25 protein-coding genes are annotated in these 22,266 nt (G+C 56.7%); 13 read left to right on the plus strand and 12 right to left on the minus strand.

The features are described 5' to 3' along the window. Window positions 1-22: 22 nt before the first annotated feature. Together ybjG and EM595_RS06190 are read right to left on the minus strand one after the other, a co-directional pair. The gene (ybjG, locus tag EM595_RS06185; RefSeq protein ID WP_067429082.1) at window positions 23-628 is read right to left on the minus strand and encodes an undecaprenyl-diphosphate phosphatase; all 606 of its coding nucleotides are present in this window, start codon (window positions 626-628) and stop codon (window positions 23-25) included. A 381-nt stretch (window positions 629-1,009) separates the two neighbouring features. Continuing rightward, window positions 1,010-2,695 carry an aspartate:alanine antiporter gene (locus EM595_RS06190; RefSeq protein ID WP_067429084.1) on the minus strand — a complete coding sequence of 562 codons (1,686 nt, stop codon included), beginning with the start codon at window positions 2,693-2,695 and terminating at the stop codon, window positions 1,010-1,012. Between the two features lie 231 nt (window positions 2,696-2,926). On the opposite strand from EM595_RS06190, the gene ybjM reads away from it, so the two are divergent. After that, entirely contained in the window at window positions 2,927-3,289 is a 363-nt protein-coding gene (gene ybjM / locus EM595_RS06200) for an inner membrane protein YbjM (protein ID WP_067429090.1), read from the plus strand. Between the two features lie 45 nt (window positions 3,290-3,334). Here ybjM and EM595_RS06205 read toward each other — a convergent pair whose 3' ends face one another. Further along, entirely contained in the window at window positions 3,335-3,595 is a 261-nt protein-coding gene (locus tag EM595_RS06205) for a GrxA family glutaredoxin (RefSeq protein WP_067429093.1), read from the minus strand. 142 nt (window positions 3,596-3,737) lie between these two features. On the opposite strand from EM595_RS06205, the gene EM595_RS06210 reads away from it, so the two are divergent. The 10 genes from EM595_RS06210 to rlmC all read left to right on the plus strand — a co-directional run bounded on the left by EM595_RS06210 (window position 3,738) and on the right by rlmC (window position 12,524). Next, window positions 3,738-4,055, plus strand: coding sequence for a YbjC family protein (locus EM595_RS06210; protein WP_067429094.1), 318 nt, complete (start codon window positions 3,738-3,740; stop codon window positions 4,053-4,055). Beyond that, window positions 4,039-4,761: an oxygen-insensitive NADPH nitroreductase gene (nfsA, locus tag EM595_RS06215; RefSeq protein WP_067429098.1), complete on the plus strand. Its 723-nt coding sequence runs from the start codon at window positions 4,039-4,041 to the stop codon at window positions 4,759-4,761. Before EM595_RS06210 ends, nfsA begins: the two co-directional genes overlap by 17 nt. Window positions 4,762-4,780: 19 nt before the next feature. Further along, window positions 4,781-5,683: a 30S ribosomal protein S6--L-glutamate ligase gene (gene rimK, locus EM595_RS06220; RefSeq protein ID WP_067429102.1), complete on the plus strand. Its 903-nt coding sequence runs from the start codon at window positions 4,781-4,783 to the stop codon at window positions 5,681-5,683. A gap of 86 nt (window positions 5,684-5,769) precedes the next feature. Beyond that, window positions 5,770-6,255, plus strand: a complete 486-nt coding sequence (locus EM595_RS06225) for a YbjN domain-containing protein (RefSeq protein WP_067429104.1) — start codon at window positions 5,770-5,772, stop codon at window positions 6,253-6,255. Between the two features lie 366 nt (window positions 6,256-6,621). Beyond that, complete coding sequence (potF, locus tag EM595_RS06230) at window positions 6,622-7,731, plus strand: spermidine/putrescine ABC transporter substrate-binding protein PotF (RefSeq protein ID WP_067429107.1); 1,110 nt, start codon at window positions 6,622-6,624, stop codon at window positions 7,729-7,731. 146 nt (window positions 7,732-7,877) lie between these two features. Then, a complete protein-coding gene (potG, locus tag EM595_RS06235) occupies window positions 7,878-9,011 on the plus strand; it encodes a putrescine ABC transporter ATP-binding subunit PotG (protein ID WP_157883852.1) in 1,134 nt (377 codons plus the stop codon). A 14-nt stretch (window positions 9,012-9,025) separates the two neighbouring features. Further along, window positions 9,026-9,982, plus strand: a complete 957-nt coding sequence (gene potH / locus EM595_RS06240; protein ID WP_067429113.1) for a putrescine ABC transporter permease PotH — start codon at window positions 9,026-9,028, stop codon at window positions 9,980-9,982. Next, on the plus strand, window positions 9,979-10,821 hold the full coding sequence (gene potI / locus EM595_RS06245; RefSeq protein WP_067429114.1) for a putrescine ABC transporter permease PotI: 843 nt from the start codon (window positions 9,979-9,981) through the stop codon (window positions 10,819-10,821). Before potH ends, potI begins: the two co-directional genes overlap by 4 nt. Before the next feature lie 65 nt (window positions 10,822-10,886). After that, on the plus strand, window positions 10,887-11,348 hold the full coding sequence (locus EM595_RS06250; protein WP_067429120.1) for a YbjO family protein: 462 nt from the start codon (window positions 10,887-10,889) through the stop codon (window positions 11,346-11,348). A gap of 18 nt (window positions 11,349-11,366) precedes the next feature. Further along, window positions 11,367-12,524 (plus strand): 23S rRNA (uracil(747)-C(5))-methyltransferase RlmC, encoded by a 1,158-nt coding sequence (gene rlmC / locus EM595_RS06255; RefSeq protein ID WP_269446996.1) that lies wholly within the window; start codon window positions 11,367-11,369, stop codon window positions 12,522-12,524. A gap of 28 nt (window positions 12,525-12,552) precedes the next feature. Here rlmC and EM595_RS06260 read toward each other — a convergent pair whose 3' ends face one another. From EM595_RS06260 to EM595_RS06285, 6 genes are all read right to left on the minus strand, one after another. Continuing rightward, window positions 12,553-13,284 (minus strand): arginine ABC transporter substrate-binding protein, encoded by a 732-nt coding sequence (locus EM595_RS06260; protein ID WP_067429126.1) that lies wholly within the window; start codon window positions 13,282-13,284, stop codon window positions 12,553-12,555. An 89-nt stretch (window positions 13,285-13,373) separates the two neighbouring features. Then, the gene (gene artM / locus EM595_RS06265) at window positions 13,374-14,042 is read right to left on the minus strand and encodes an arginine ABC transporter permease ArtM (RefSeq protein WP_067429129.1); all 669 of its coding nucleotides are present in this window, start codon (window positions 14,040-14,042) and stop codon (window positions 13,374-13,376) included. Continuing rightward, window positions 14,042-14,758: an arginine ABC transporter permease ArtQ gene (gene artQ / locus EM595_RS06270; protein ID WP_067429132.1), complete on the minus strand. Its 717-nt coding sequence runs from the start codon at window positions 14,756-14,758 to the stop codon at window positions 14,042-14,044. The genes artM and artQ overlap by 1 nt, the downstream gene beginning before the upstream one ends. A gap of 4 nt (window positions 14,759-14,762) precedes the next feature. Further along, window positions 14,763-15,494: an arginine ABC transporter substrate-binding protein gene (gene artJ, locus EM595_RS06275; protein WP_067429134.1), complete on the minus strand. Its 732-nt coding sequence runs from the start codon at window positions 15,492-15,494 to the stop codon at window positions 14,763-14,765. Window positions 15,495-15,508: 14 nt separating this feature from the next. Then, window positions 15,509-16,237 (minus strand): arginine ABC transporter ATP-binding protein ArtP, encoded by a 729-nt coding sequence (artP, locus tag EM595_RS06280; RefSeq protein WP_157883853.1) that lies wholly within the window; start codon window positions 16,235-16,237, stop codon window positions 15,509-15,511. 171 nt (window positions 16,238-16,408) lie between these two features. Beyond that, complete coding sequence (locus EM595_RS06285; RefSeq protein WP_067429145.1) at window positions 16,409-16,933, minus strand: lipoprotein; 525 nt, start codon at window positions 16,931-16,933, stop codon at window positions 16,409-16,411. 112 nt (window positions 16,934-17,045) lie between these two features. On the opposite strand from EM595_RS06285, the gene EM595_RS06290 reads away from it, so the two are divergent. Together EM595_RS06290 and EM595_RS06295 are read left to right on the plus strand one after the other, a co-directional pair. Further along, window positions 17,046-17,366, plus strand: coding sequence for a heavy metal-binding domain-containing protein (locus EM595_RS06290; protein WP_067429148.1), 321 nt, complete (start codon window positions 17,046-17,048; stop codon window positions 17,364-17,366). Next, window positions 17,366-18,193 (plus strand): N-acetylmuramoyl-L-alanine amidase, encoded by an 828-nt coding sequence (locus EM595_RS06295; RefSeq protein ID WP_067429151.1) that lies wholly within the window; start codon window positions 17,366-17,368, stop codon window positions 18,191-18,193. Before EM595_RS06290 ends, EM595_RS06295 begins: the two co-directional genes overlap by 1 nt. A gap of 13 nt (window positions 18,194-18,206) precedes the next feature. Here EM595_RS06295 and ltaE read toward each other — a convergent pair whose 3' ends face one another. The 3 genes from ltaE to EM595_RS06310 all read right to left on the minus strand — a co-directional run bounded on the left by ltaE (window position 18,207) and on the right by EM595_RS06310 (window position 21,994). Further along, window positions 18,207-19,208, minus strand: a complete 1,002-nt coding sequence (ltaE, locus tag EM595_RS06300) for a low-specificity L-threonine aldolase (protein ID WP_067429154.1) — start codon at window positions 19,206-19,208, stop codon at window positions 18,207-18,209. Between the two features lie 55 nt (window positions 19,209-19,263). Continuing rightward, window positions 19,264-20,985 (minus strand): ubiquinone-dependent pyruvate dehydrogenase, encoded by a 1,722-nt coding sequence (gene poxB, locus EM595_RS06305; RefSeq protein ID WP_067429156.1) that lies wholly within the window; start codon window positions 20,983-20,985, stop codon window positions 19,264-19,266. A gap of 109 nt (window positions 20,986-21,094) precedes the next feature. Next, entirely contained in the window at window positions 21,095-21,994 is a 900-nt protein-coding gene (locus EM595_RS06310; RefSeq protein WP_067429158.1) for a LysO family transporter, read from the minus strand. Between the last annotated feature and the right edge of the window lie 272 nt (window positions 21,995-22,266).

Raw genomic sequence — 22,266 nt, forward strand, 5'->3', positions numbered from 1 at the left:
CGGCGCCGGGCCGCCCTTTTCATTACTGCTGCACCCAGCCTTTGCGAATCGGCAGGGCAAACACCAGTCGATAAGCCTGATGCAGCGCGCTCAGCAGCCGCGTGCCGTACACCTGCCAGGCGAGATGCGACGTCAGGCAGCCGAGTAATCCCACCAGCAAGCCGCCGACCATATCCATAGGCCAGTGAACGCCAAGATAGACCCGTGACCAGGCGATGGCCGTGCCGATCGCCAGCAGCAACACGCCTGACCAGAGCCGGTGCCAGAACACAAAGGCCAGTGCGAAGGTGAAAATTGTGGTGCCGTGATCGCTGGGGTAAGAATCATCAGGACGATGGGCAAGAAACTGATGGCCAAAGCCGATAGCAAAGGGGCGCGGATGAGGCAGCAGCTGGCCAACACACCAGGAGATGGTTAACGCGTAAAGCAGCGCAATGCCGGTTTTCAGTACCAGTTCGCGCTGTGGCATCACGCGATGGCTGGGTGCCCACAGCCACATACCGACGATCAGCAGCGGCACAATCATAATCAGATCGCGGGCGATAAAAGTCGCCAGCGATAAAAGCCAGGCGGGCGATTGCGGCGTGGCGTTGATCCACAAAAACAGCGTGCGGTTAATCTCTTCCATCTCGTTTCCTCTTATTACCTTGCGGATGCAAAGGGCATCCTGAATAAACACCGGCGTGGCGATAATCTCCTGCGCACCGCCGGATAAAAAATAACGTCTGAATCCGGTGGGCTATCCTGCAGAGAGTCAACGCTGCGGTAAATGGCAGCACTCTTAATTACCCATCGGGTTGCGCTTTTGTTTAGGTTTCTCTGCTGATTAAGAGAACAACGACAATTTGCCTTAAGGCAGCGCTTTGATGGAATCCTGAATTTCAGGCATAAAAAAACCCGCTAATCAGAGATTAACGGGCTCCGCAATTAAGGGATTTCAAAGAAAAGCAGTGGCAATAAATAAGACTTCGTAAATATTTAAAAGTTCTGCAACGCTACGGATAATTTTTCAGGGGCCAATTAATGGCCAGATAATAACGATAATGGTGCCTGCCAGCGTCAGCAATACGTTGGCAATGGCATAGGTGCCGGCATAACCCAGCGCCGGAATATTACTGCGCGCCGTGTCGCTGATAATTTCCATCGCCGGGGCGCAGGTGCGGGCACCCATAATGGCACCAAACAGCAGGGCGCGGTTCATGCGCAGCAGATAGGCACCAAACAGATAGCAGATAATCACCGGCACCAGGCTTACCGCCAGGCCACACAGCAGCATCTGCAGGCCCGCGCTGCCGAGGCCATGCGACAATCCGCTGCCCGCGCTGAGACCCACACCCGCCATAAATACCATCAGGCCAAACTCTTTCAACATGGTCAGCGCGCCCTGCGGGATATACCCAAAAGTAGGATGGTTGGCGCGCAAAAAGCCAAGCAGGATGCCGGCAAACAGCAGACCGGCAGCGTTACCGATGGCAAAGTTAAAGCTGCTGAACTGGAAGTTCACCATGCCGATCATCAGGCCGATAATAAAGAAGGCGCAGAAGGCGAGCAGATCGGTAACCTGACTGTGAATAGCGATAAAGCCGATGCGGTCGGCGACGCTTTTTACCCTGCGCGCTTCGCCGCTAACCTGCAGCACATCGCCTTTATTCAGGATGATGCTGTCATCGATAGGCATCTCAATCTGGCTGCGAATGACCCGGTTGAGGAAGCAGCCGTGATCGGTGAGGTTAAGCTGGCTAAGGCGGCGGTTAACCACGTTGTGGTTTTTGACCACGATCTCTTCGGTGACGATGCGCATATCAAGCAGATCGCGATCGAACACCTCTTTACCGTTGCGAAAGCTGGGATCGAGCCGCGCATGCGCTTCCGGGTAGCCAACCAGCGAGATCTCGTCGCCTTCCTGCAGTACCGCGTCACCGTCCGGGCTGGCAAGGATGCCGTTGCGACGGATGCGCTCTATGTAGCAGCCGGTCTGCCGATAGATGCCGAGTTCTCGCAGGTTTTTACCGCCGCTCCACGCCACCAGCTCTGCGCCCACGCGATAGGCACGAATCACCGGCAGATAAACCTTGCGCTGGCTGTCGGCATCCAGACCACGTTCCCGGGCAATCTGTTGGGCGCTGGTCGGTAAATCCTGATGCTGCAGGCGCGGCAGATAGCGCGCGGCGACAATTAAACTCACCAGACCGATCAGGTAGGTCAGTGCATAGCCGAGGCTCAGGTGATCCTGCATCAGCGCCAGCTGCGGTTCGCCAAGGGTTTGTCGCAGGGTATCGCCAGCGCCAACCAGCACCGGCGTTGAGGTCATCGATCCCGCCAGCATGCCGGCGGTCAGGCCGATATCCCAGCCAAACAGTTTGCCCATGCCGATGGTCAGCAGCAACGCGCTGCCGACCATCACCAGGGCCAGCATCAGATAGTTTTTGCCATCGCGGAAGAAAATAGAGAAAAAGTTCGGCCCGGCTTCGACGCCAACGCAAAAAATAAACAGCATGAAGCCCAGGCTGAGCGCGTCGGTATTCATCGCAAAATGTTGTTGCCCTAAAAGCAGCGACACCACTAAAACGCCAATGGAATTACCCAGTTGAATCGGGCCAAAGCGTAATTTCCCTAAACAGAGGCCCAGCGCAAGCACGACAAATAATAACAAGATGTCATTGGCGCTTAACAAATTTGCGACATTTATATTCACGAGTTAACTTTTACTTTACCAGTAACTGATTGATAAGAGAGATGTTCTGCGCTAACTTACCACGCAGTGACGCAGCTTTTATTGACTTCATCCGCGGCAATAAAATTATCCAGCAGTGTAAACCTGAATATATTTTGTCGCCACGTATTCACGGTATTCAGCGCCACTCTTTTTTTCATCTCTCTTCACCCTTTTTGCACCTTCAGCCGGTGCTAATGTAGAGGTCGCATTATGCCATTGCGTGCCGTTCGCCTGTCCGCGGTGATTAATTGCCTGTCGCTTTACTGCGCGATTTTTATTCTGGCCCGCTACAGCGCGGCGCTGGGCCAACATGGTCAGCCGGCCCTGTTGCTGTTTATGCTGCCTGGCGCGCTGGCTGGGCTGATCGCGCGTCCCAACGCGGTCACGGTGGCGCTAAGCGGCGCGCTGCTGGCGACGCCAGTCTGTCTGCTGATGCTGGCCCTGCCGCTGTTAAATCTGTCGAGCCCGCTGCAGGAATTTGCCTGGCACGCCAGCGCCATTTTCCTCTGCGTCTGCGGGGCGCTGCTGGTCAGCCTGTGGCGCGCCTTGTTCCCGCGCCGTCAGCTGCACTAAAAAAAGGGCCTGCATTAGCAGGCCCTTTTTGGATCGTACTGCGCTTCAGGCAGTCATGAGATTCGCGTTGGCATAAGCGGCAAATTCGGTATAGCCGCCAACATGCTGCTCATCGACGAAAATCTGCGGCACGGTTTGCACCGGCTTGCCGACGGTTTTTTCTAAATCCGCCTTGGTGATACCTTCAGCCTGGATATCAACGTAACGGAAATCAAAATCCTCGCGTTGTCCGGCAATGTTCTCGGCCAGCTCTTTAGCACGCACACAATAAGGGCAGCCTGGGCGACCAAAAATTACAGCGATCATCGGTATCTCCTTGCAGTCGTTGAGTTGTGATTGCTATCACGCTCATCAATAATGGCGGTTATCATGCCCGCAACCCTTGCCGAAAGGAAGAAGGAAATGACTGTTAGTCTGATAAGCACTGACGATAGGCAAAAAGCGCATTATGGCGCGTAATCCGCAGGGTGCGCCGCGCCCGCCTGCGGCAAAAAGCCTGGCCTCGCTGCCGCTGCCGGTCCTGCTGCTGGAGGGCGCGGGCGCGCTGATGTTGGTGGTGGCGTGGATCGCCTTTAATGATGTATTGCCGCTGCCCGACTGGCTACAAGGCAAAACAGCTGCCAGGCTGCTTATCGCCGCGGCGGTCTGCTGTATGCTGCCCGCGGCGATAATAATGATGTGGCGCACGGCGCAAATTATCGCGCCGCAGCTGTTCGCCACATCGGCCCCTAAAAAAGAGAGAGACAAGCATGACGCCGACCATTGAATTACTTTGCTCACACCGTTCTGTTCGCGCCTTCACCGATCGTGAAGTCAGCGAGGAGACACGCCAGGCGATTATTGCCGCTGCGCAATCTGCATCCACCTCCAGTTTCCTGCAGTGCTCATCCATTGTGCGCATCACCGATCGCGCCATGCGCGAGAAGCTGGTCGAACTCACCGGCGGTCAGGAATGGGTTGGCAGCGCACCGGAATTTTGGGTGTTCTGCGCCGATTTTAATCGTCATCAGCAGATCGTGCCCGACGCACAACTGGGCCGCGCTGAACAGCTGCTGCTCGGCTGCGTTGATACCGCGCTGATGGCACAGAACGCCATGGTGGCGGCAGAATCGCTCGATATGGGCGGCGTCTTCATCGGCGGCATTCGTAATAACATCGCCGAAGTGACAGAGTTGCTGCAGCTGCCGAAGTTTGTGCTGCCGCTGTTTGGCTTTTGTCTGGGTTGGCCGGAATCGCATCCGGACGTCAAACCGCGTATGCCGCAGGCGATGCTGGTGCATGAAAACCACTATCAGCCGGTCGATAAGCAGGTGCTGGCGGAATATGATCGTCAGCTCAACGACTATTACCATCAGCGTGACAGCAACCAGCGTTCAGAAACCTGGAGCGGCCTGATTGAGCGGCTGATCATGAAAGAAACTCGTCCGTTTATTCTCGATTATCTGCACCAGCAGGGCTGGGCAACCAAATAATCTGCTGCGGAGCCGCACGGTGAAAATAGCCATTTTGTCGCGGGATGGAACGCTCTATTCCTGCAAGCGACTGCACGACGAAGCGCTGGCGCGTGGGCATGAGGTGGACGTTATCGATCCGCTCTCCTGCTACATGAATATCAATCCCGCGTCGCCCGCCGTGCATCTGCGCGGCCAACCGCTCGGGCCGTTTGATGCGGTGATTCCGCGCATTGGCCCGGCCACCACCTTTTATGGTACGGCGGTGCTGCGGCAGTTTGAGATGAGCGGCAGCTACCCGCTGAACGAGTCGGTGGCGATCACCCGTGCGCGTGACAAGCTGCGTTCATTACAGCTGCTGGCGCGGCAGGGGATAGATATGCCGGTTACCGGTTTTGCCTCCTCGCCGGACGACACCCATGATCTGATCGAGATGGTGGGCGGCGCGCCGCTGGTGGTCAAGCTGGTGGAAGGCACGCAGGGCATTGGCGTGGTGCTGGCAGAAACGCGCCAGGCGGCGGAGAGCGTGATCGACGCTTTTCGCGGGCTGAACGCGCACATTCTGGTGCAGGAATTTATCCGCGAAGCGCGCGGCTGCGACATTCGCTGTCTGGTGATTGGCGATGATGTGGTCGCCGCCATTGAGCGCGAGGCGAAAGAGGGCGATTTCCGTTCTAATTTGCATCGCGGCGGCCGGGCGCGTCAGGTCGAGATCAGCGAGCAGGAGCGAGCGATGGCGGTGAAAGCCGTCGCTACGCTGGGGCTGGACGTGGCAGGCGTGGATATTTTGCGCGCCGCGCGTGGCCCGTTGGTGATGGAAGTCAACGCGTCGCCCGGTCTCGAAGGCATCGAAAAGATCAGCGGCATGAACATCGCGGCGATGATGATTGCATGGATTGAACAGCACGCGCAGCCCGGTTTCTGTCTGAAAACCGGTGGCTGACCGGCATAATGCGTGCCGGATCGTGGTGTTTCGCCGCTTTTTTTCGTAAGCTAATGCGCTTCCTGAAACAGGTGTAGGACTCAACGATGGATTCACTCGTCGTTCCAGATATTGACGTGTTACGACGTTGGCTGGATCAACAAAGTATCAGCTGGTTTGAATGTGACGCCTGTCAGGCTTTACATCTGCCGCACATGCAAAATTTTGAAGGCGTATTCGATGCCAAGATCGACCTGGTGGACAATATCATCCTCTTTTCTGCACTGGCTGAAGTAAAACCCACGGCGTTAATTCCTCTGGTTGGCGACCTGTCGCAAATCAACGCCAGTTCGCTGACGGTTAAAGCGTTTCTGGATATTCAGGATGATAACCTGCCGAAGCTGATCGTCTGTCAGTCGCTGAGCGTCAGCGCCGGGCTTACCTTCGGCCAGTTTTCCGCCTTTATGAAGCAGAGCGAAGAGCAGATTTCCATGGTGATCATGGAAGCCTTTGCCAACAATCTGCTGATCGTCGGCGATGAAGAAGAAGAGGAACGTCCCTCGCTGGCCAGCGGCCATTCAATGCTGCATTAAGCCCTTTCGCTGTTCACCGCCACCCCGCGTGGCGGTTCCCTCCGCTTTCGCACCAACGTTTATTCCAGTTTTATCCGCAATCACCAGATATTTCTCGCTGTTTATGCCGGTTAAGCGCTATCTCATAGACAAAACCTGCATAAAAAATCGATAAAAGGCGTTTTTTACGCTGGGCACTGGCCTCGATGCGGTGAGGCCGCTATTCTTGCGGGGCGGCGTTACGCGTGCTCCTGGCTCGCCGGTCGCGGTCTGCTGACGGTTTCTTTTCGGTGAATAGTGATTCACTGCGTTACCGGGCAGGCATTATCTCAGCGCGGGGCTGCCCGTTCTGCATCGTGCGTTTTGATTGGCCTGGAGGAAGGAAGAATGTTCAACCCACGTAAAACAGGGTTATCGGCTGTGGTAGCGGGCGTGCTGATGCTGGCATCGGCCGGCGCGATGGCAGAACAGAAAACGCTGCACGTCTATAACTGGTCCGACTATATTTCGCCGGATACCGTGCCAAATTTTGAAAAGCAGACCGGCGACAAAGTGGTCTATGACGTGTTTGACTCCAATGAAGTGCTGGAAGGCAAACTGATGGCAGGCAGCACCGGCTATGACGTTGTGGTGCCATCGTCAAGCTTCCTCGCGCGTCAGCTGCAATCGGGCGTTTTTCAGGAGCTGGATAAGAGCAAGCTGCCAAACTACAAAAACCTCGATCCAGCCCTGTTGCAGAAGGTTGAGCAGCACGATCCCGGCAACAAATACGCCATTCCCTATCTCTGGGCGACCACCGGTATTGGCTATAACGTTGAGAAAGTGAAAGCGGCACTGGGCAAAGATGCGCCGGTTAACAGCTGGGATCTGGTGCTGAAGCCAGAAAACCTCGAGAAGCTGAAAAGCTGCGGCGTCTCTTTCCTCGATGCGCCGGAAGAGATTTTCGCTACCGTGCTGAACTACCTCGGCAAAGATCCCAACAGCAGCGATGCCAAAGATTACACCGGCGCCGCGACCGATCTGCTGCTGAAGCTGCGGCCTAATATTCGCTATTTCCACTCTTCGCAGTACATCAACGATCTCGCCAACGGCAACACCTGCGTGGCGATCGGCTGGGCGGGCGACGTATTGCAGGCGAAGAAACGCGCTGACGAAGCGAAGAACGGCGTCAACATCGCCTACAGCATTCCCAAAGAGGGCGCGCTGGCGTTCTTCGACATGATGGCGATTCCAAAAGATGCCAAAAATGTAGATGAGGCCTACAAATGGCTGAACTACATGATGGATCCCAAGGTGATTGCCGACGTTTCTGACAAAGTGTTCTACGCTAACGGTAACAAAGCATCGCTGCCGCTGATCAACGCGGATGTGCGCAATAACCCCGGTATTTTCCCGACGCCGGATACTCTCGCGAAACTGTTTGTGCTGAAAGTTCAGGATCCAAAGCTGGATCGTGTGCGCACCCGCGCCTGGACCAAAGTGAAAAGCGGTCGATAAATCGATCGGCCCGCGCTGGCTGGCGTACCAGTCAGCGCGGACTAACCTGAAATAATCTGACAACAGAGGCGCACCACCGGCCTCTGTTGTGCCATTTTTGCGGCTGGCTTAGCCCGGCTTTTGCCTGGCTCCGGAGAGTATTATTTGTGAACGATGCAACAACCCGCCCTCAACCGAAACCCGCTAAAGCGCTGACCCCGCTGCTGGAAATGCGTAACCTGACCAAATCTTTCGACGGCCAGCATGCGGTAGACGACGTCAGCCTGACCATTTATCAGGGTGAAATCTTTGCGCTGCTGGGCGCATCTGGCTGCGGTAAATCTACGCTGCTGCGCATGCTGGCGGGATTTGAACCGCCTACCAGCGGGCAGATTCTGCTGGATGGCCAGGATCTGTCGCACGTGCCGCCTTATCAACGGCCAATCAACATGATGTTTCAGTCCTATGCGCTTTTCCCGCATATGACCGTTGAGCAGAACATCGCCTTTGGCCTGAAGCAGGACAAGCTGGCGAAAGCGGACATTCGCGATCGCGTTGAGGAGATGCTGGCGTTGGTGCACATGCAGGAGTTCGCCAAACGCAAGCCGCACCAGCTTTCAGGTGGCCAGCGTCAGCGTGTGGCGCTGGCCCGCAGCCTGGCGAAACGGCCTAAGCTGCTGCTGCTCGATGAGCCAATGGGCGCGCTGGACAAAAAGCTGCGCGATCGCATGCAGCTGGAAGTGGTGGATATTCTGGAGCGTGTAGGTGCCACCTGCGTGATGGTGACCCACGATCAGGAAGAGGCGATGACCATGGCAGGGCGCATCGCCATCATGAATCGCGGTAAATTCGTGCAGATTGGCGAGCCGGAAGAGATTTACGAGCACCCAACCAGCCGTTACAGCGCCGAGTTTATCGGCTCGGTTAACGTGTTTGAAGGCCTGCTGACCGCACGCGAAGCGGATGGGCTGGTGATTCAGAGCCCGGGGCTAATTAATCCGCTGAAGGTTGATTCTGATATGTCGGTGCTGGAAAACGTGCCGGTTTATGTGGCGCTGCGCCCGGAAAAAGTGATGCTGTGCGAACAGCCGCCTGCCGATGGCTGCAACTTCGCCACTGGCGAAGTGGTGCATATTGCCTATCTGGGCGATCTGTCGATTTACCATGTGCGCCTGCGCAGTGGACAGATGCTCAGCGCGCAGTTGCAAAACGCCCATCGTTATCGCAAAGGCGCGCCAACCTGGGGCGATGAGGTGCAGCTCTGTTGGGATACCGACAGCTGCGTCGTACTGACGGTATAACGCAGGAGAAGATCATGAGCCACTATTCTGACGGCGGCCATCCGCCGCCGCGTCCCGGCGCGCTAAAACGCTGGGTTGCCCGCATGAAAATGCAGCACAGCCGTAAACTGGTGATTGCGCTGCCTTATCTCTGGCTAACGCTGTTTTTCCTGCTGCCGTTTTTGATCGTGCTGAAAATCAGCTTTGCGGATATTGCACGGGCGATTCCGCCTTACACCGATCTGATTAGCTGGGCCGACGATCAGTTCAGCCTGGTGCTTAACTTCGCCAACTATCTGCAGCTTACCGACGATCCGCTCTACATTGATGCTTACTTACAGTCGCTAAAAGTGGCGGCGATCTCCACGGTAATCTGCCTGCTGATCGGTTATCCACTGGCGTGGGCGGTGGCGCACAGCAAACCGTCAATGCGCAGCATTCTGCTGTTGCTGGTGTTGCTGCCTTCCTGGACATCGTTTCTGGTTCGCGTCTACGCCTGGATGGGCCTGCTGAACAACAACGGCATTCTCAACCGTTTTCTGATGTGGCTGGGCGTCATCGACCATCCGCTGGTAATCCTCTATACCAACACGGCGGTCTACATCGGCATTGTTTACTGTTATCTGCCGTTTATGGTGCTGCCGATCTACACCGCGTTGACGCGTATCGATTATTCTCTGGTGGAAGCGTCGCTGGATCTGGGTGCCCGACCGCTGAAGACTTTTTTCAGCGTTATCGTGCCGCTGACCAAAGGCGGCATTATTGCCGGTTCGATGCTGGTGTTTATTCCGGCGGTGGGCGAATACGTTATTCCTGAACTGCTTGGCGGCCCGGACAGCATCATGATTGGCCGAATTCTCTGGCAGGAGTTCTTTAACAACCGTGACTGGCCAGTGGCCTCGTCGCTGGCGGTGATCATTCTGCTGATTCTGATTCTGCCGATTATCTGGTTTCATAAACATCAAAACAAACAGCTGGGGGAGAAAGCATGAGTTTACCCGCCGTTCGATCCCCGTGGCGCCGCGTCATTTTGCTGGTGGGCTTTCTGTTTCTCTATGCGCCGATGGTGCTGCTGGTGGTCTACTCCTTTAACAGCTCGCAGCTGGTGACCGTATGGGAAAGCTGGTCGCTGCACTGGTATCGCGTGCTGTTTCAGGACAGCGCGATGATCAGCGCGGTTACGCTCAGCCTGACCATCGCCGCGCTGGCGGCCACCATGGCGGTGGTGCTCGGCACCATTGCAGCGGTGATCATCGTGCGCTTTGGTCGCTTTCGCGGTCATACCGGCTTTGCATTTATGCTGACGGCGCCGCTGGTGATGCCGGATGTGATAACCGGTTTATCGCTGCTGCTGCTGTTTGTGGCGATGGCGCACGCGCTTGGCTGGCCCGCCGATCGCGGTATGCTGACCATTTGGCTGGCGCATGTCACCTTTTGTACCGCCTACGTGGCGGTGGTGATTAACGCCCGTTTGCGCGAACTCGATCGCTCAATCGAAGAAGCGGCGATGGATTTAGGCGCCGCGCCGCTGAAGGTCTTCTTTGTGATTACCGTACCGACGATCGCTCCGGCGCTGGTCACCGGCTGGCTGCTGGCCTTTACCCTGTCGCTGGACGATCTGGTGATTGCCAGTTTTGTCACCGGACCGGGCGCCACCACGCTGCCGATGGCGATTTTTGCCACCGTGCGTCGCGGGGTGAACCCGGAGATTAATGCGCTGGCGTCGCTGATATTGCTGGTGGTGGGCATCGTTGGCTTTATCGCCTGGCGCCTGATGGCGCACGAAGAGAAGAAGCGAATACGCGATATTCAGAAAGCAAAACGTGGCTGAAATGCATAAAGTTTGCCACTATTCGGAAAGGGCCGCTTTGTCGGCCCTTTTTACGGAGTTGCACCATGTCTGAAACCTTTAAAACCGCGCCGCTGCATGATGCGCCGGTGCCGGTAATGATCGCGGGAATCGCGATTCTGGCGACGCGTACGCTGGGCGTCGCCATGCTGTTCCATGAGCTGGGCTTTCAGGAGATCGCCTCTTTTGTGCATCGCAGCGCGCAGGCGTGGGATTCCACGCTGATCTTTATCGCCAGCCAGCTGCTGTTTTGTATCGAGCTGCGCTGTGCGTTTATGTTGATGCGCGGCGCAAATCGAGGCCGCTGGGGCTACGCACTGACTCAGGCGATCGTGCTGAGCTACATGGTGGTAGCGTCGCTGGGCTGGGTGTATCCGGAGATTTTCAGCATCAGCGGTGAGAACGATGCGGAGATCGTCCATCGCGTGCTGCTGCAAAAGCTGCCCGATCTGTTGGTGCTGATATTGCTGTTTGTGCCCGCCAGCAGTCGGCAATATTTCCGTCCCTGATGGTGCTATAATCGCGCGCTGCTACAGGACACTCAACACAGGTTTAACATGCACTGCGCGCTTTATGACGCCAACCGCTGTCGCTCATGTCAGTGGCTGGAAAAATCCTATCCGCAACAGATCGACGACAAACAATCGCTGCTGCAACAGCTGCTGGCCGATCACCCGGTCGCCGAGTGGCGCGCACCGGTGCTCTCCGCGCAACAGGCGTTTCGCAACAAAGCGAAAATGGTGGTCAGCGGCAGCGTTGAGCGTCCGGTGCTTGGGCTGTTGCACGCCGACGGCGAGGCGGTGGATTTAATCGACTGCCCGCTCTATCCTGCGAGTTTCCGCACCGTTTTTGCTGCCCTGATCCCATTTATTGCCCGTGCCGGGCTGACGCCTTATCACGTTGCGCGCCGCCGTGGCGAACTGAAATTCGTCTTGCTCACCGAAAGCACGCGCGGCGAACTGATGCTGCGCTTTGTGCTGCGCTCAGAACAGAAGCTGACTCAGCTGCAGGCGGCGCTGCCGTGGCTACAGGCGGAGCTGCCGCAGCTTAAGGTGATCACCGCCAATATTCAGCCGGTACCGATGGCGATTCTCGAAGGCAAAGAGGAGATCTTTCTCACCGCGCAGCACGCTCTGGCGGAACAGCTGAACGATGTGCCGCTGTCGATCCGCCCGCAGAGTTTTTTCCAGACCAACGCGCCGGTGGCTGCGCAGCTTTATCAAACTGCACGCGAGTGGGTGCGGGCGCTGCCGGTTGAGAGCATGTGGGATCTTTTTTGTGGGGTAGGCGGTTTTGGCCTGCATTGCGCGACCCCGCAGATGCGGTTGACCGGCATAGAGATCAGCGCTGAAGCGATCGCCTGCGCACAGCAGTCGGCGCAGGCGATGGGATTACACCAGGTGAACTTTGCCGCGCTGGATTCGACGCAGTTTGCCACCGGCAATGACAGCGCGCCACAGCTGGTGCTGGTCAATCCGCCACGGCGTGGCATTGGTGAAACGCTGTGTCAGTGGCTCAGCGAGATGGCGCCGCCGTGGATCCTCTACTCGAGCTGCAATGCACGCAGCATGGCGGAGGATATCGCCCGTTTGCCGGATTATGCGGTGCAGCGGGTGCAGCTGTTCGACATGTTTCCCCATACCGCGCACTACGAAGTGCTGACCCTGCTGGAGCGGAAAAGCTAAGGGCCGCCTGGCGGCCCTGAAGGAGGACTTACTGCGGGAACCACTTATCATTGATGCGCTGCAGGGTGCCGTCAGCTTTGGCGGCGTTCAGAGCAGCGTTGAGTTTTTCCAGCAGCGCGTGATTATCCAGACGCACGGCGATGCCTAAACCAGTGCCAAAATAGGCGGGATCGGTAATGTGTTCACCCACGGTATGCAGCTCAGGATTGGTTTTCAGCCACTGATTAACCACCGCGGTATCGCCAAATACGCCATCCAGCCGATTATTTTTCAAATCCAGAATGGCGTTCTGATAGCTGTCATAGGCCACGGCCACTACGTCAGGATGTTTCTCCAGCAGGTATTTCTGATGCGTAGTGCCATTTTCCATGCCGATACGCTTGCCTGCCAGCTGATCCTGTTGCGTGAAGTTTTTACTGCGGGCGATCACTACCGCGGAGTTGGCGTAGTAAGGCTGGGTAAACGCCACCTGCTTGCTGCGCTCTGCGGTGATATCCATACCGGAGATCACCGCATCAAAACGGCGAAACTTCAGCGACGGGATCAGACTGTCAAACGCGTTATTGGTAAAGGTACAGTCAGCCTGCATCTTTTCGCACAGCGCTTTCGCTAAATCGATATCAAAACCCACTACCTGATTATTGCTGTCCAGCGACTCGAACGGCGGATAAGTCGCGGATGAGGCAAAGCGAATTTTGTCAGCAGCGTGGGCGGTTAACGTGGCGGTTGCCAGCACGGCAGCCAGGATCCATCTGTTCATCAATGTTGCTCCATAAGTTATGCGCCGTGCGCAGGTGCAGGCCGCGAAAAAGTCAGCAGGCGGGCAGGGCGGAAACCCTGCACCGCAAATCAGTTACGCCGTTCAAACGCCAGCGCGCGTCGCTCAATCAGCCGCATCATTAAGGTCAGCAGGCCGTTCACGCAGAGATAAATCAGTCCGGCGGCGGCGAACACCATCACATCATAGGTGCGGCCATACAGCAGCTGGCCGTGGCCCATCACTTCCATCAGCGTAATGGTGTAGGCCAGCGAGGTGCTTTTAAACACCAGCACCACTTCATTCGAATAGGAAGAGAGCGCGCGTTTAAAGGCATAGGGCAACAAGATACGCAGCGTATCTTTGCGATTCATCCCCAGCGCCGCGCACGACTGCCACTGGCCGGCAGGAATCGCTTTCACCGCGCCGTAAAACAGCTGTGTGGTGTAGGCGGCACTGTTTAGCGAGAGCGCCAGCAGCGCACAGAGCCAGGGCTGCGACAGCAGATGCCACAGCCAGGGAATGTTCTGGATAGACGGAAACTGGCCGGGTCCGTAGTAGATCAGGAAGATCTGCACCAGCAGCGGCGTGCCGGTAAACAGGGTGATATAGCCCCTGGTCAGCTGACTGACCACCGGCACCTTCAGCGCCAGCACCACGGTAAACAGCAGCGACAGCACCAGCGCGGCAATCAGCGAAGCCACGGTGAGCGTCAGGCTGGTTTGCAGGCCTTTCATTAATTCAGGTAAGTAGGCGAGCATCAGCTGTCACCTCGCTCAAAACGGGTGGTGCGCAGTTCAATGCGTCGCAACACCGCCTGGCTCAGCAGCGTAATCACCAGATAGATTGCCGCGGCGATCAGAAACCAGTTGAACGGCTCCTGCGTGCGTGTGGCAATGCTGCGGGTTTGCAGCATCAAATCGTTTACGCTGATCAGCGACACCAGCGCGGTATCCTTCAGCAATACCAGCCACTGATTACCAAGGCCGGGCAGCGCATGACGCCACATCTGTGGCAGGATCAGCCGGAAAAAAATGGCACCTTTCTTCATGCCCAGCGCCTGGCCCGATTCCCACTGGCCCTGTGGCACGGCGCGCAGCGCGCCGCGCAGAGTTTGCGAAGCGTAGGACGCGTACAGAATGGCCAGCGCGATTACGCCGCACAGAAACGGACTGACGTCGAAATTTTCAATGTTGACCTGAATCGGCAGCTGAAACAGGCCGAAATTCAGCGTAAAGCCGTCGGAGAGCAGCAACAGCAACTGCGAGGCGCCGAAGTAGATAAACAGCACCACGAGAATTTCTGGCAGGCCGCGAAACAGCGTCACCAGGCCCGTGCCGAGCCAGGCAACCGGGCGCCAGCGTGCTGATTCCCAGGCAGCGAAAATCATCGCCAGCACCAGGCCAACCACCAGAGCGGAAAGGGCAAGGCCGACGGTCATCCCGGCGGCGCTTGCGAGAGGCATGATCTCATTCATTTAATTATTGCTGAAACCATTTGCTGTAGATGGTTTTGTAGGTGCCATCGGCTTTGATCTTATCCAGCGCGGTATTGAACTGGCTCTGCAGGGCGCTGTTACCCTGGCGAACCGCAATGCCGAGGCCGGTGCCGAAGTAGGCTTTGTCAGTGACTTTATCGCCGACCGCTGCCAGATTAGCGTTTTGCTTCAGCCATTCGTTCACCACCGCCGTATCGCCAAATACCGCATCGATACGGCCATTTTTCAGGTCGAGCACGGCATTTTGATAGCTGTCGTAAGGCACAGTGGTGATCTCACTATGACGATCGCCAAGGTATTTCTGATGCGTGGTGCCGTTCTGCACGCCAACGCGTTTGCCTTTCAGCGCGGCGATATCAGCAACTTTGCCTTTTTGCGCGACGAACAGCGCTGAATTATCGTAATAAGGTTTGCTGAACAGTACCTGCTTCTCGCGATCCGGCGTGATATCCATGCCTGCCATTACCGCGTCGAAGCGGCGGAATTTCAGGCTGGGGATCAGGCTGTCGAACGCCTGATTCGTAAAGGTGCAGGTGGCGTCGATCTCTTTACACAGCGCGTTAGCCAGATCGACATCAAAGCCCTGAATCTTGTTGTTGGCATCAACGAACTCAAACGGAGGATAGGACGCTTCCGTCGCGAAACGGATGGTCTGCGCAGCGGTTGCGCTCAGGCTGCAGCCGGCAATCAGCGCGGCAAGAATGATTTTTTTCATTAGAGAATCCTGCGTTAGTGCGAAAGATAATGAGCAAACGCGTCGGTTTGCGGCTGTGTAAATCGGCTGGCGTCACCCTGTTCCACGATGTGGCCGTTTTCCATATATACCACGCGACTGGCGGTTTTACGGGCCACTTCCACTTCATGGGTAACAATCACCTGCGTAATGCGGGTTTGCGCCAGCTCACGAATAATGGCAACAATTTGGGCGGTAATTTCAGGATCGAGCGCGGCGGTAGGCTCATCAAACAGCAGTACCTGCGGCTCCATCATCAGCGCACGGGCAATGGCCACGCGCTGCTGTTGACCGCCGGAAAGGTGCAGCGGGAAACGATCGCTATAAGGCGTCAGACGCAGACGGTCCAGCAGTTTCTCAGCACGGGCACGCGCCTGATCTTTGCTCAGGCCCAGCACTCGGCAGGGCGCTTCCGTCAGATTTTGCATAACGGTAAGGTGCGGCCAGAGATTGTATTGCTGAAAGACCATGCCGACATTCTGCCGCAGCGTACGAATCGCTGCTTCAGAAGGGCGTTTGCTGAAGTCAAAATGGGTGCCAGCGATCGACAGGGTGCCTGAGCGCGGTGCCTCAAGCAGGTTAAGCACGCGCAGCAATGAACTCTTGCCTGCGCCGCTTGGGCCCAGCAATACCAGCGTTTCGCCTTCCGGGCAGTTCAGATCGATATCGAACAGCGCCTGATGCGGGCCATAGAAACAATTAATGCCGTTTAGTTGAATACTCATGCGCCAAAAGTGAATAGCAATTGATGCGGCAAATCTTAACGTCAACAGCATAGTTATGCAATTCAGCTGCGTTAAAATTTATTAATGATAAGCAGGATAACTGAATCGTAGCACAACGTGATGCGGAGCGGGCGGCAAGCAGGCGCATCATTGAGCGATGCGCCATATCAGTTATTTTCTCAACATCTCGCTCAGCGAGCCGCCGTCAGCGTGAGGCGCGCTGGCTGCATAGCGCACATCGTCTACTGCCCAGCAGTTGCCTTCATGCACCATCAGCACTTCATCCTGCCATTGCTTATCGTCACGGCTTAGGCTGACGCGCAGCGGAATATTGCGTGCATCACGATTGGGAATGGATGAGGCATCGGCAACGCTGGCTTCGGTTGGTCCGGCGGCCACGCTGGAGAAGAGATCGCCCTGATAACGCGCGTTCTGCTCACCGTTAGCTTTTACCAGTGACTGATAAAGTTTGTCGCTCAGATAAGGGCGATATTTCGCCAGTAGCTGGGCATTGGGCAGCCCCTGCGTCGGCTGAGCGGTGCGCAGATCGTAAAACTGCTGTGCGACGCTGTCCGGGCCGCCTTCAACGCAGCTGCCAAAACGCGGGCCGTTATCTTTGTAAACCGGTTCAACGGTGGTGCAGGCGCTAAGCAGCAGCGCCGCGGGAATCAGCGCAGCGAACGCAATGTTTTTCATCACTATTTCCTTGTTGTTATCTGGCAAAGCGGGTTTTTTAGCATAAAGTATAGCCATGGTTCTAAGCCGCACGGGCTAAAGTCGTGCTCAACGTCAAATTAGGGAGCGAATAATGCAATTTTCCACCACCCCCACGCTGGAAGGTCAACCGATCACCGAGTATTGCGGTGTCGTCACTGGCGAAGCGATTCTCGGTGCCAATATTTTTCGCGACTTTTTTGCCGGTATTCGCGACATTGTTGGCGGCCGATCGGGCGCCTATGAAAAAGAGCTGCGTAAAGCCCGCCAGATCGCCTTTGCGGAGCTGGAAGCTCAGGCCAGCGCGCTGGGTGCCAATGCGGTGGTTGGCATTGATATCGATTACGAAACCGTTGGCAAAGACAGCAGTATGCTGATGGTCAGCGTTAGCGGTACGGCGGTCAAAACCCGCTGATGCGCATCCGGTGTTTACTGCTGGCGCTGTTCGCATTGGCAGGCTGTCAGAACGGCCATTATGAAGCGCGCGACGGCTATGCGGTGGACAAAACTCACCCGGCGCTGGGTGCCCGGCCACGCGTTAAAGTGGTTGTTTTACATTATACCGCTGAAGATTTACCGAGTTCGCTGGCGACGCTAACCGATCGTGAGGTCAGTGCGCATTATTTGATTCCGGCGCATCCCAGCCGCTGGCGAGGCCAACCCGCCGTCTGGCAGCTGGTGCCGGAATCGCAGCTGGCATGGCACGCCGGGCCAAGCTTCTGGCGCGGCGCAACACGGCTCAACGATACGTCAATCGGCATTGAGCTGGTCAATCCTGGCTATCGCCGCACGCCAGGCGGCCTGGTGTGGCAGCCTTATACGCCTCAGCAGATAGCAGCGCTGACGCCGCTGCTGCGCGATATCGTGCAGCGTTACGGCATCTTGCCGGTCAATATTGTTGGGCACAGCGATGTTGCGCCACAGCGCAAACAGGATCCGGGACCGCTGTTTCCCTGGCAGCCGTTAGCTAGCCTTGGACTGGGTGCCTGGCCGGCCGCTGAACGGGTCGCCGCATTGCGACAGGGTATCCGTGACGATGATCCAGCTTTGACGCAGCGGCTGCTAAACGCTCTGGCGCGCTATGGCTATGGATTACCGGAAACGCTCACTGCGCGACAGCAGCAAAAAGTCATCGCGGCTTTTCAGATGCATTTTCGGCCAGCGGATTATCGCGGCATTGCCGATGCGGAAACGCTCGCTATCGCCGAAGCGCTGCTGGAGAAATATGGCGAGGCGGAATAGCCTCGCCTGAGGGTCAGGCGGCGAGAAATGCGCGCCACTCGCGCACCACGGTTTCCAGCGCCTGACGATCGACGTCAATGTGCGTTACCAGGCGCATGCGCGGACCCGTAAACAGCGCAATGCCGCGCGCCTTCATCCACAGTCGCAGTGGCTCGGCCTGTTCAGCCGGTATCGCTGCAAACACCATGTTGGTGTTCTGACTGGTCACCTGCACGCCAATATCACGTAGCGCCGCTGCCAGCCAGGCGGCATTATCGTGATCGTTCTGCAGTCGCTCAACGTTATGCTGTAACGCGTACAGACCCGCCGCTGCCAGAATACCCGCCTGACGCATGCCGCCACCGGTCATTTTGCGCCAGCGCTTCGCCTGCTCAATGTAGTCACGATCGCCGCAGAGCACGGAACCCACCGGCGTGCCCAGCCCTTTGGACAGGCAGATCGACAGGGTATCGCAATGACGGGTCAGCGTTTCCAGCGTGACGCCTTGCGCCACCACGGCATTAAAGATGCGCGCGCCATCCACGTGCAGCGCCAGCTTGTGCTCACGGGTGAAGGCCATTGCCTGTTGCAGATAATCAAGCGGTAATACTTTGCCGTTGTGGGTGTTTTCCAGACTGAGCAGGGTAGTGCGGGCAAAGTGAATATCGTTGGGTTTGATGAACTGTGCCACGACATCCAGCGGCAAGGTGCCGTCCTCGGCCGCCAGGATTGGTTGCGGTTGGATACTGCCCAACACCGCCGCACCGCCCCCTTCATACTTATAATTATGCGCCAGCTGGCCCACAATATATTCATCGCCGCGCTGGCAGTGGCACAGCAGCGCGACCAGATTGGCCTGCGTGCCGGTGGGGAAAAACAGCGCCGCCTGCTTACCGCTCATTTCCGCCAGCGTGTCCTGAAGCTGGTTGACGGTGGGATCGTCGCCATACACATCATCGCCTGTTTCAGCTTTCATCATGCTGCTGAGCATTGCGCTGCCGGGCCGGGTCACTGTATCGCTGCGTAAATCGATCACGTTTTGCTCCCTGTAAAAAAGGGCACCGCAGTGCCCGTATTCGCCTGAGATTGTTTTACCGCAGCCAGTTGGTTTTCGCCAGTTCAACCACCTCATCGCCGCGTCCATTCATGATCGCGCGCAACATATAAAGGCTGAAACCTTTGGCCTGTTCCAGTTTTATTTGCGGTGGCATGGCCAGCTCATCGGTCGCGGTGATGACATCCACCAGTACCGGACCGTCGTGCGCGAAGGCTTCCTGCAGTGCGCCATCGAGGTCGGAGGCTTTTTCGACGCGAATGCCTTTCACGCCACACGCCGCGGCAATCGCCGAGAAGTCAGGATTGTGCAGTTCAGTGCCGTCAGTCAGATAGCCGCCTGCTTTCATCTCCATCGCCACAAAGCCGAGCACGCTGTTGTTGAAGATCACCAACTTAACCGGCAGCTTGAGTTGAGCGACGGTAATAAAATCGCCCATCAGCATGCTAAAGCCGCCGTCACCGCACATGGCGATAACCTGACGGTCGCGGTCGATGGCCTGCGCTCCCAGCGCCTGCGGCATCGCATTGGCCATTGAACCGTGGTTGAACGAACCGAGCAGACGCCGTTTGCCGTTCATCTCCAAATAACGCGCCGCCCAAACGGTTGGCGTGCCGACATCACAGGTGAAAATGGCGTCGTCGTTGGCGTAGCGGCTGATTTGCTGGGCAACATACTGTGGATGGATCGCCTGCTTATCGTTGGCGGTGGCGAGATCGTCGAGATCTTTTCGTGCGTCGCGGTAATGTTTCAGCGCGCTCTCAAGATGATGACTGTCCGCTTTGTTACTGAGCTTCGGTAACAGCGCGCTGAGGGTCGATTTCACATCCCCAACCAGCGCCATATCGACGTGGCAGTGCGAACCGATACTGCCTGGATTAATGTCGATTTGAATGATTTTTGCCGACTGCGGGTAAAACGCGCGGTAGGGGAATTGCGTACCCAGCAGGATCAGCGTATCGGCATTCATCATTGCCTGAAAACCGGATGAAAAGCCGATCAGGCCGGTCATGCCCACGCTGTAAGGATTATCATATTCAATGTGTTCTTTGCCGCGCAGCGCATGTACCACCGGTGCTTTCAGCGTGGCGGCCAGTTCAATCACTTCCGCATGCGCACCGGCACAGCCGCTGCCGCACATCAGCGTGACGTTGCTCGCCTCATTCAGCGCCGCCGCCAGTTTTTCCAGCTCCTCATGACGCGGGATGATCAGCGGGGCCTGCGGAGGATACCATTCGGCAGAAGCGTGTTCCGGTGCCAGCTGCAGCGCAACATCGCCGGGTAACACCACCACGGAAACGCCACGGTTAAGGATCGCTTTACGCATGGCGATGCCGAGCACCTGAGGCAACTGTTCGGCGCTGGAAACCAGCTCGCAGTAATGGCTGCATTCACGAAACAGCTCCTGCGGATGCGTTTCCTGGAAGTAACCGCTGCCAATTTCGCTGGAAGGAATGTGCGCTGCGATAGCCAGCACCGGCACCTGATTGCGGTGGCAATCGAACAGGCCGTTGATCAGATGTAAGTTACCTGGCCCGCAGGAGCCGGCACACACCGCCAGCTTGCCGGTAATATGCGCTTCGGCACCGGCGGCAAAGGCCGCAACCTCTTCATGACGCGTTGGCATCCACTCAATGGTGCCCATGCGATTCAGGCTGTCGCTCAGGCCGTTGAGGGAGTCGCCGGTAACGCCCCAAATCCGTTTCACGCCGGCGTTTTCCAGCGTCTTCGCGACCAGCGCCGCAACGGTATTTTTCATGTTTAGCTCCTTTCAGCTGTATGGCCCGCATCCGTGGCCGGTAATGACAGTGAAAAAAGCATAGCTGAGCGAAAGAGGATCGGGCGGCGAAAAGTGCGCCCGATCACATTCAGGAAACAAACAGGGCGATGAGTACCGGTGCCAGCAGGCTCAGTAAAAAGCCATGCACAATCGCGGCGGGAACAATTTCATTGCCGCCTGAGCGCTGCAGCACCGGCAGGGTGAAGTCCATTGAGGTGGCGCCACATAATCCCAGCGCGCTGGAGCGATGTTGCGAAATTAAGCCAGGAATCAGCATGATGGCGATCAGTTCACGCAGCAGATCGTTGAAAAAGGCCGCGCTGCCAATTACCGGGCCGAAGGATTCGGTCATCAGAATGCCGGACAGCGAGTACCAGCCGAAGCCGCTCGCCAGCGCCAGGCCGGTGTGAATCGGTAATCCGAGCAGCAGCGCAGCAATGACTCCGCCAGCCAGCGCGCTCACGCAGACCGTCGCCGCCACAATTGTGCCACGCCGATTAAGCACTATTTGTCGAACCGTCATGCCGCTGCCGCGCAGCTGCATACCCACCAGAAACAGCAGAAAGATCAAGGCATATTCGCTGGCTTCACCGGCATGGGTCAGCGGTGACCAGTGGGTCAAGCCAAGCAGAAAGCCCGCTACCACCACGCCGCACAGCTTCAGTGAGTCGAGCGCCATATTCAGCCGCGACGGCAACGCCTGCTGCTTGTGCGCATGCCGCCACGGCATTTTTTTCTCCAGCAGTCGCAACGCCAGCAGATTGCAGATCAGAATAGCGACCACGCTAACCAGGGCAACGTGAAAAATCGCCAACAGGTTGCTGCTGAGGTTATCGAGAAAGGCGAGGCTGATGCCCATAAAAAACAGAATGACGTAAACCATGCCGCTGAGTAGACGATTGACCAGGCCCAGTATCGCCGGGCGACGTAAAGGCAATAAATAACCAAGAATCAGAGGAATAAGGATAATTAACAGGCCGGAATACATGAATCGCGCTCGTCCGTGAAAAAGTAACGAACACGCTATCCAAAAACGATCGCAGCGTAAACCCTGCTCACAGAATAAACTTTTTGTGCCCTGCATCACGACTGAGCCGGTGGCACCAGCCGTTAAATATGATTGCGTTTGGCACGCTACTATAGCGTCTGTTTTTCATGCAGCTGACGGGCGAAAAAGCGCAGGCGAGCAGGCAGTTCAGCGTTAACGTTGTGAACAAGCGCCGGGTGGAAAAAATAAAAATGCCAGCGGCGATGGCTGGC

Origin of the sequence: Duffyella gerundensis (genome assembly GCF_001517405.1) — a bacterium.
GTDB classification, from domain to species: domain Bacteria; phylum Pseudomonadota; class Gammaproteobacteria; order Enterobacterales; family Enterobacteriaceae; genus Duffyella; species Duffyella gerundensis.

What these genes read in the sequence shown, in the direction of transcription:
- ybjG (WP_067429082.1), bottom strand. Translation starts at nt 628, where the DNA reads ATGGAAGAGATTAACCGCACGCTGTTTTTGTGGATCAACGCCACGCCG.
- ybjM (WP_067429090.1), top strand. Translation starts at nt 2,927, where the DNA reads ATGCCATTGCGTGCCGTTCGCCTGTCCGCGGTGATTAATTGCCTGTCG.
- EM595_RS06205 (WP_067429093.1), bottom strand. Translation starts at nt 3,595, where the DNA reads ATGATCGCTGTAATTTTTGGTCGCCCAGGCTGCCCTTATTGTGTGCGT.
- EM595_RS06210 (WP_067429094.1), top strand. Translation starts at nt 3,738, where the DNA reads ATGGCGCGTAATCCGCAGGGTGCGCCGCGCCCGCCTGCGGCAAAAAGC.
- nfsA (WP_067429098.1), top strand. Translation starts at nt 4,039, where the DNA reads ATGACGCCGACCATTGAATTACTTTGCTCACACCGTTCTGTTCGCGCC.
- EM595_RS06225 (WP_067429104.1), top strand. Translation starts at nt 5,770, where the DNA reads ATGGATTCACTCGTCGTTCCAGATATTGACGTGTTACGACGTTGGCTG.
- potF (WP_067429107.1), top strand. Translation starts at nt 6,622, where the DNA reads ATGTTCAACCCACGTAAAACAGGGTTATCGGCTGTGGTAGCGGGCGTG.
- potH (WP_067429113.1), top strand. Translation starts at nt 9,026, where the DNA reads ATGAGCCACTATTCTGACGGCGGCCATCCGCCGCCGCGTCCCGGCGCG.
- potI (WP_067429114.1), top strand. Translation starts at nt 9,979, where the DNA reads ATGAGTTTACCCGCCGTTCGATCCCCGTGGCGCCGCGTCATTTTGCTG.
- EM595_RS06250 (WP_067429120.1), top strand. Translation starts at nt 10,887, where the DNA reads ATGTCTGAAACCTTTAAAACCGCGCCGCTGCATGATGCGCCGGTGCCG.
- EM595_RS06260 (WP_067429126.1), bottom strand. Translation starts at nt 13,284, where the DNA reads ATGAACAGATGGATCCTGGCTGCCGTGCTGGCAACCGCCACGTTAACC.
- artM (WP_067429129.1), bottom strand. Translation starts at nt 14,042, where the DNA reads ATGCTCGCCTACTTACCTGAATTAATGAAAGGCCTGCAAACCAGCCTG.
- artQ (WP_067429132.1), bottom strand. Translation starts at nt 14,758, where the DNA reads ATGAATGAGATCATGCCTCTCGCAAGCGCCGCCGGGATGACCGTCGGC.
- artJ (WP_067429134.1), bottom strand. Translation starts at nt 15,494, where the DNA reads ATGAAAAAAATCATTCTTGCCGCGCTGATTGCCGGCTGCAGCCTGAGC.
- artP (WP_157883853.1), bottom strand. Translation starts at nt 16,237, where the DNA reads ATGAGTATTCAACTAAACGGCATTAATTGTTTCTATGGCCCGCATCAG.
- EM595_RS06285 (WP_067429145.1), bottom strand. Translation starts at nt 16,933, where the DNA reads ATGAAAAACATTGCGTTCGCTGCGCTGATTCCCGCGGCGCTGCTGCTT.
- EM595_RS06290 (WP_067429148.1), top strand. Translation starts at nt 17,046, where the DNA reads ATGCAATTTTCCACCACCCCCACGCTGGAAGGTCAACCGATCACCGAG.
- EM595_RS06295 (WP_067429151.1), top strand. Translation starts at nt 17,366, where the DNA reads ATGCGCATCCGGTGTTTACTGCTGGCGCTGTTCGCATTGGCAGGCTGT.
- poxB (WP_067429156.1), bottom strand. Translation starts at nt 20,985, where the DNA reads ATGAAAAATACCGTTGCGGCGCTGGTCGCGAAGACGCTGGAAAACGCC.
- EM595_RS06310 (WP_067429158.1), bottom strand. Translation starts at nt 21,994, where the DNA reads ATGTATTCCGGCCTGTTAATTATCCTTATTCCTCTGATTCTTGGTTAT.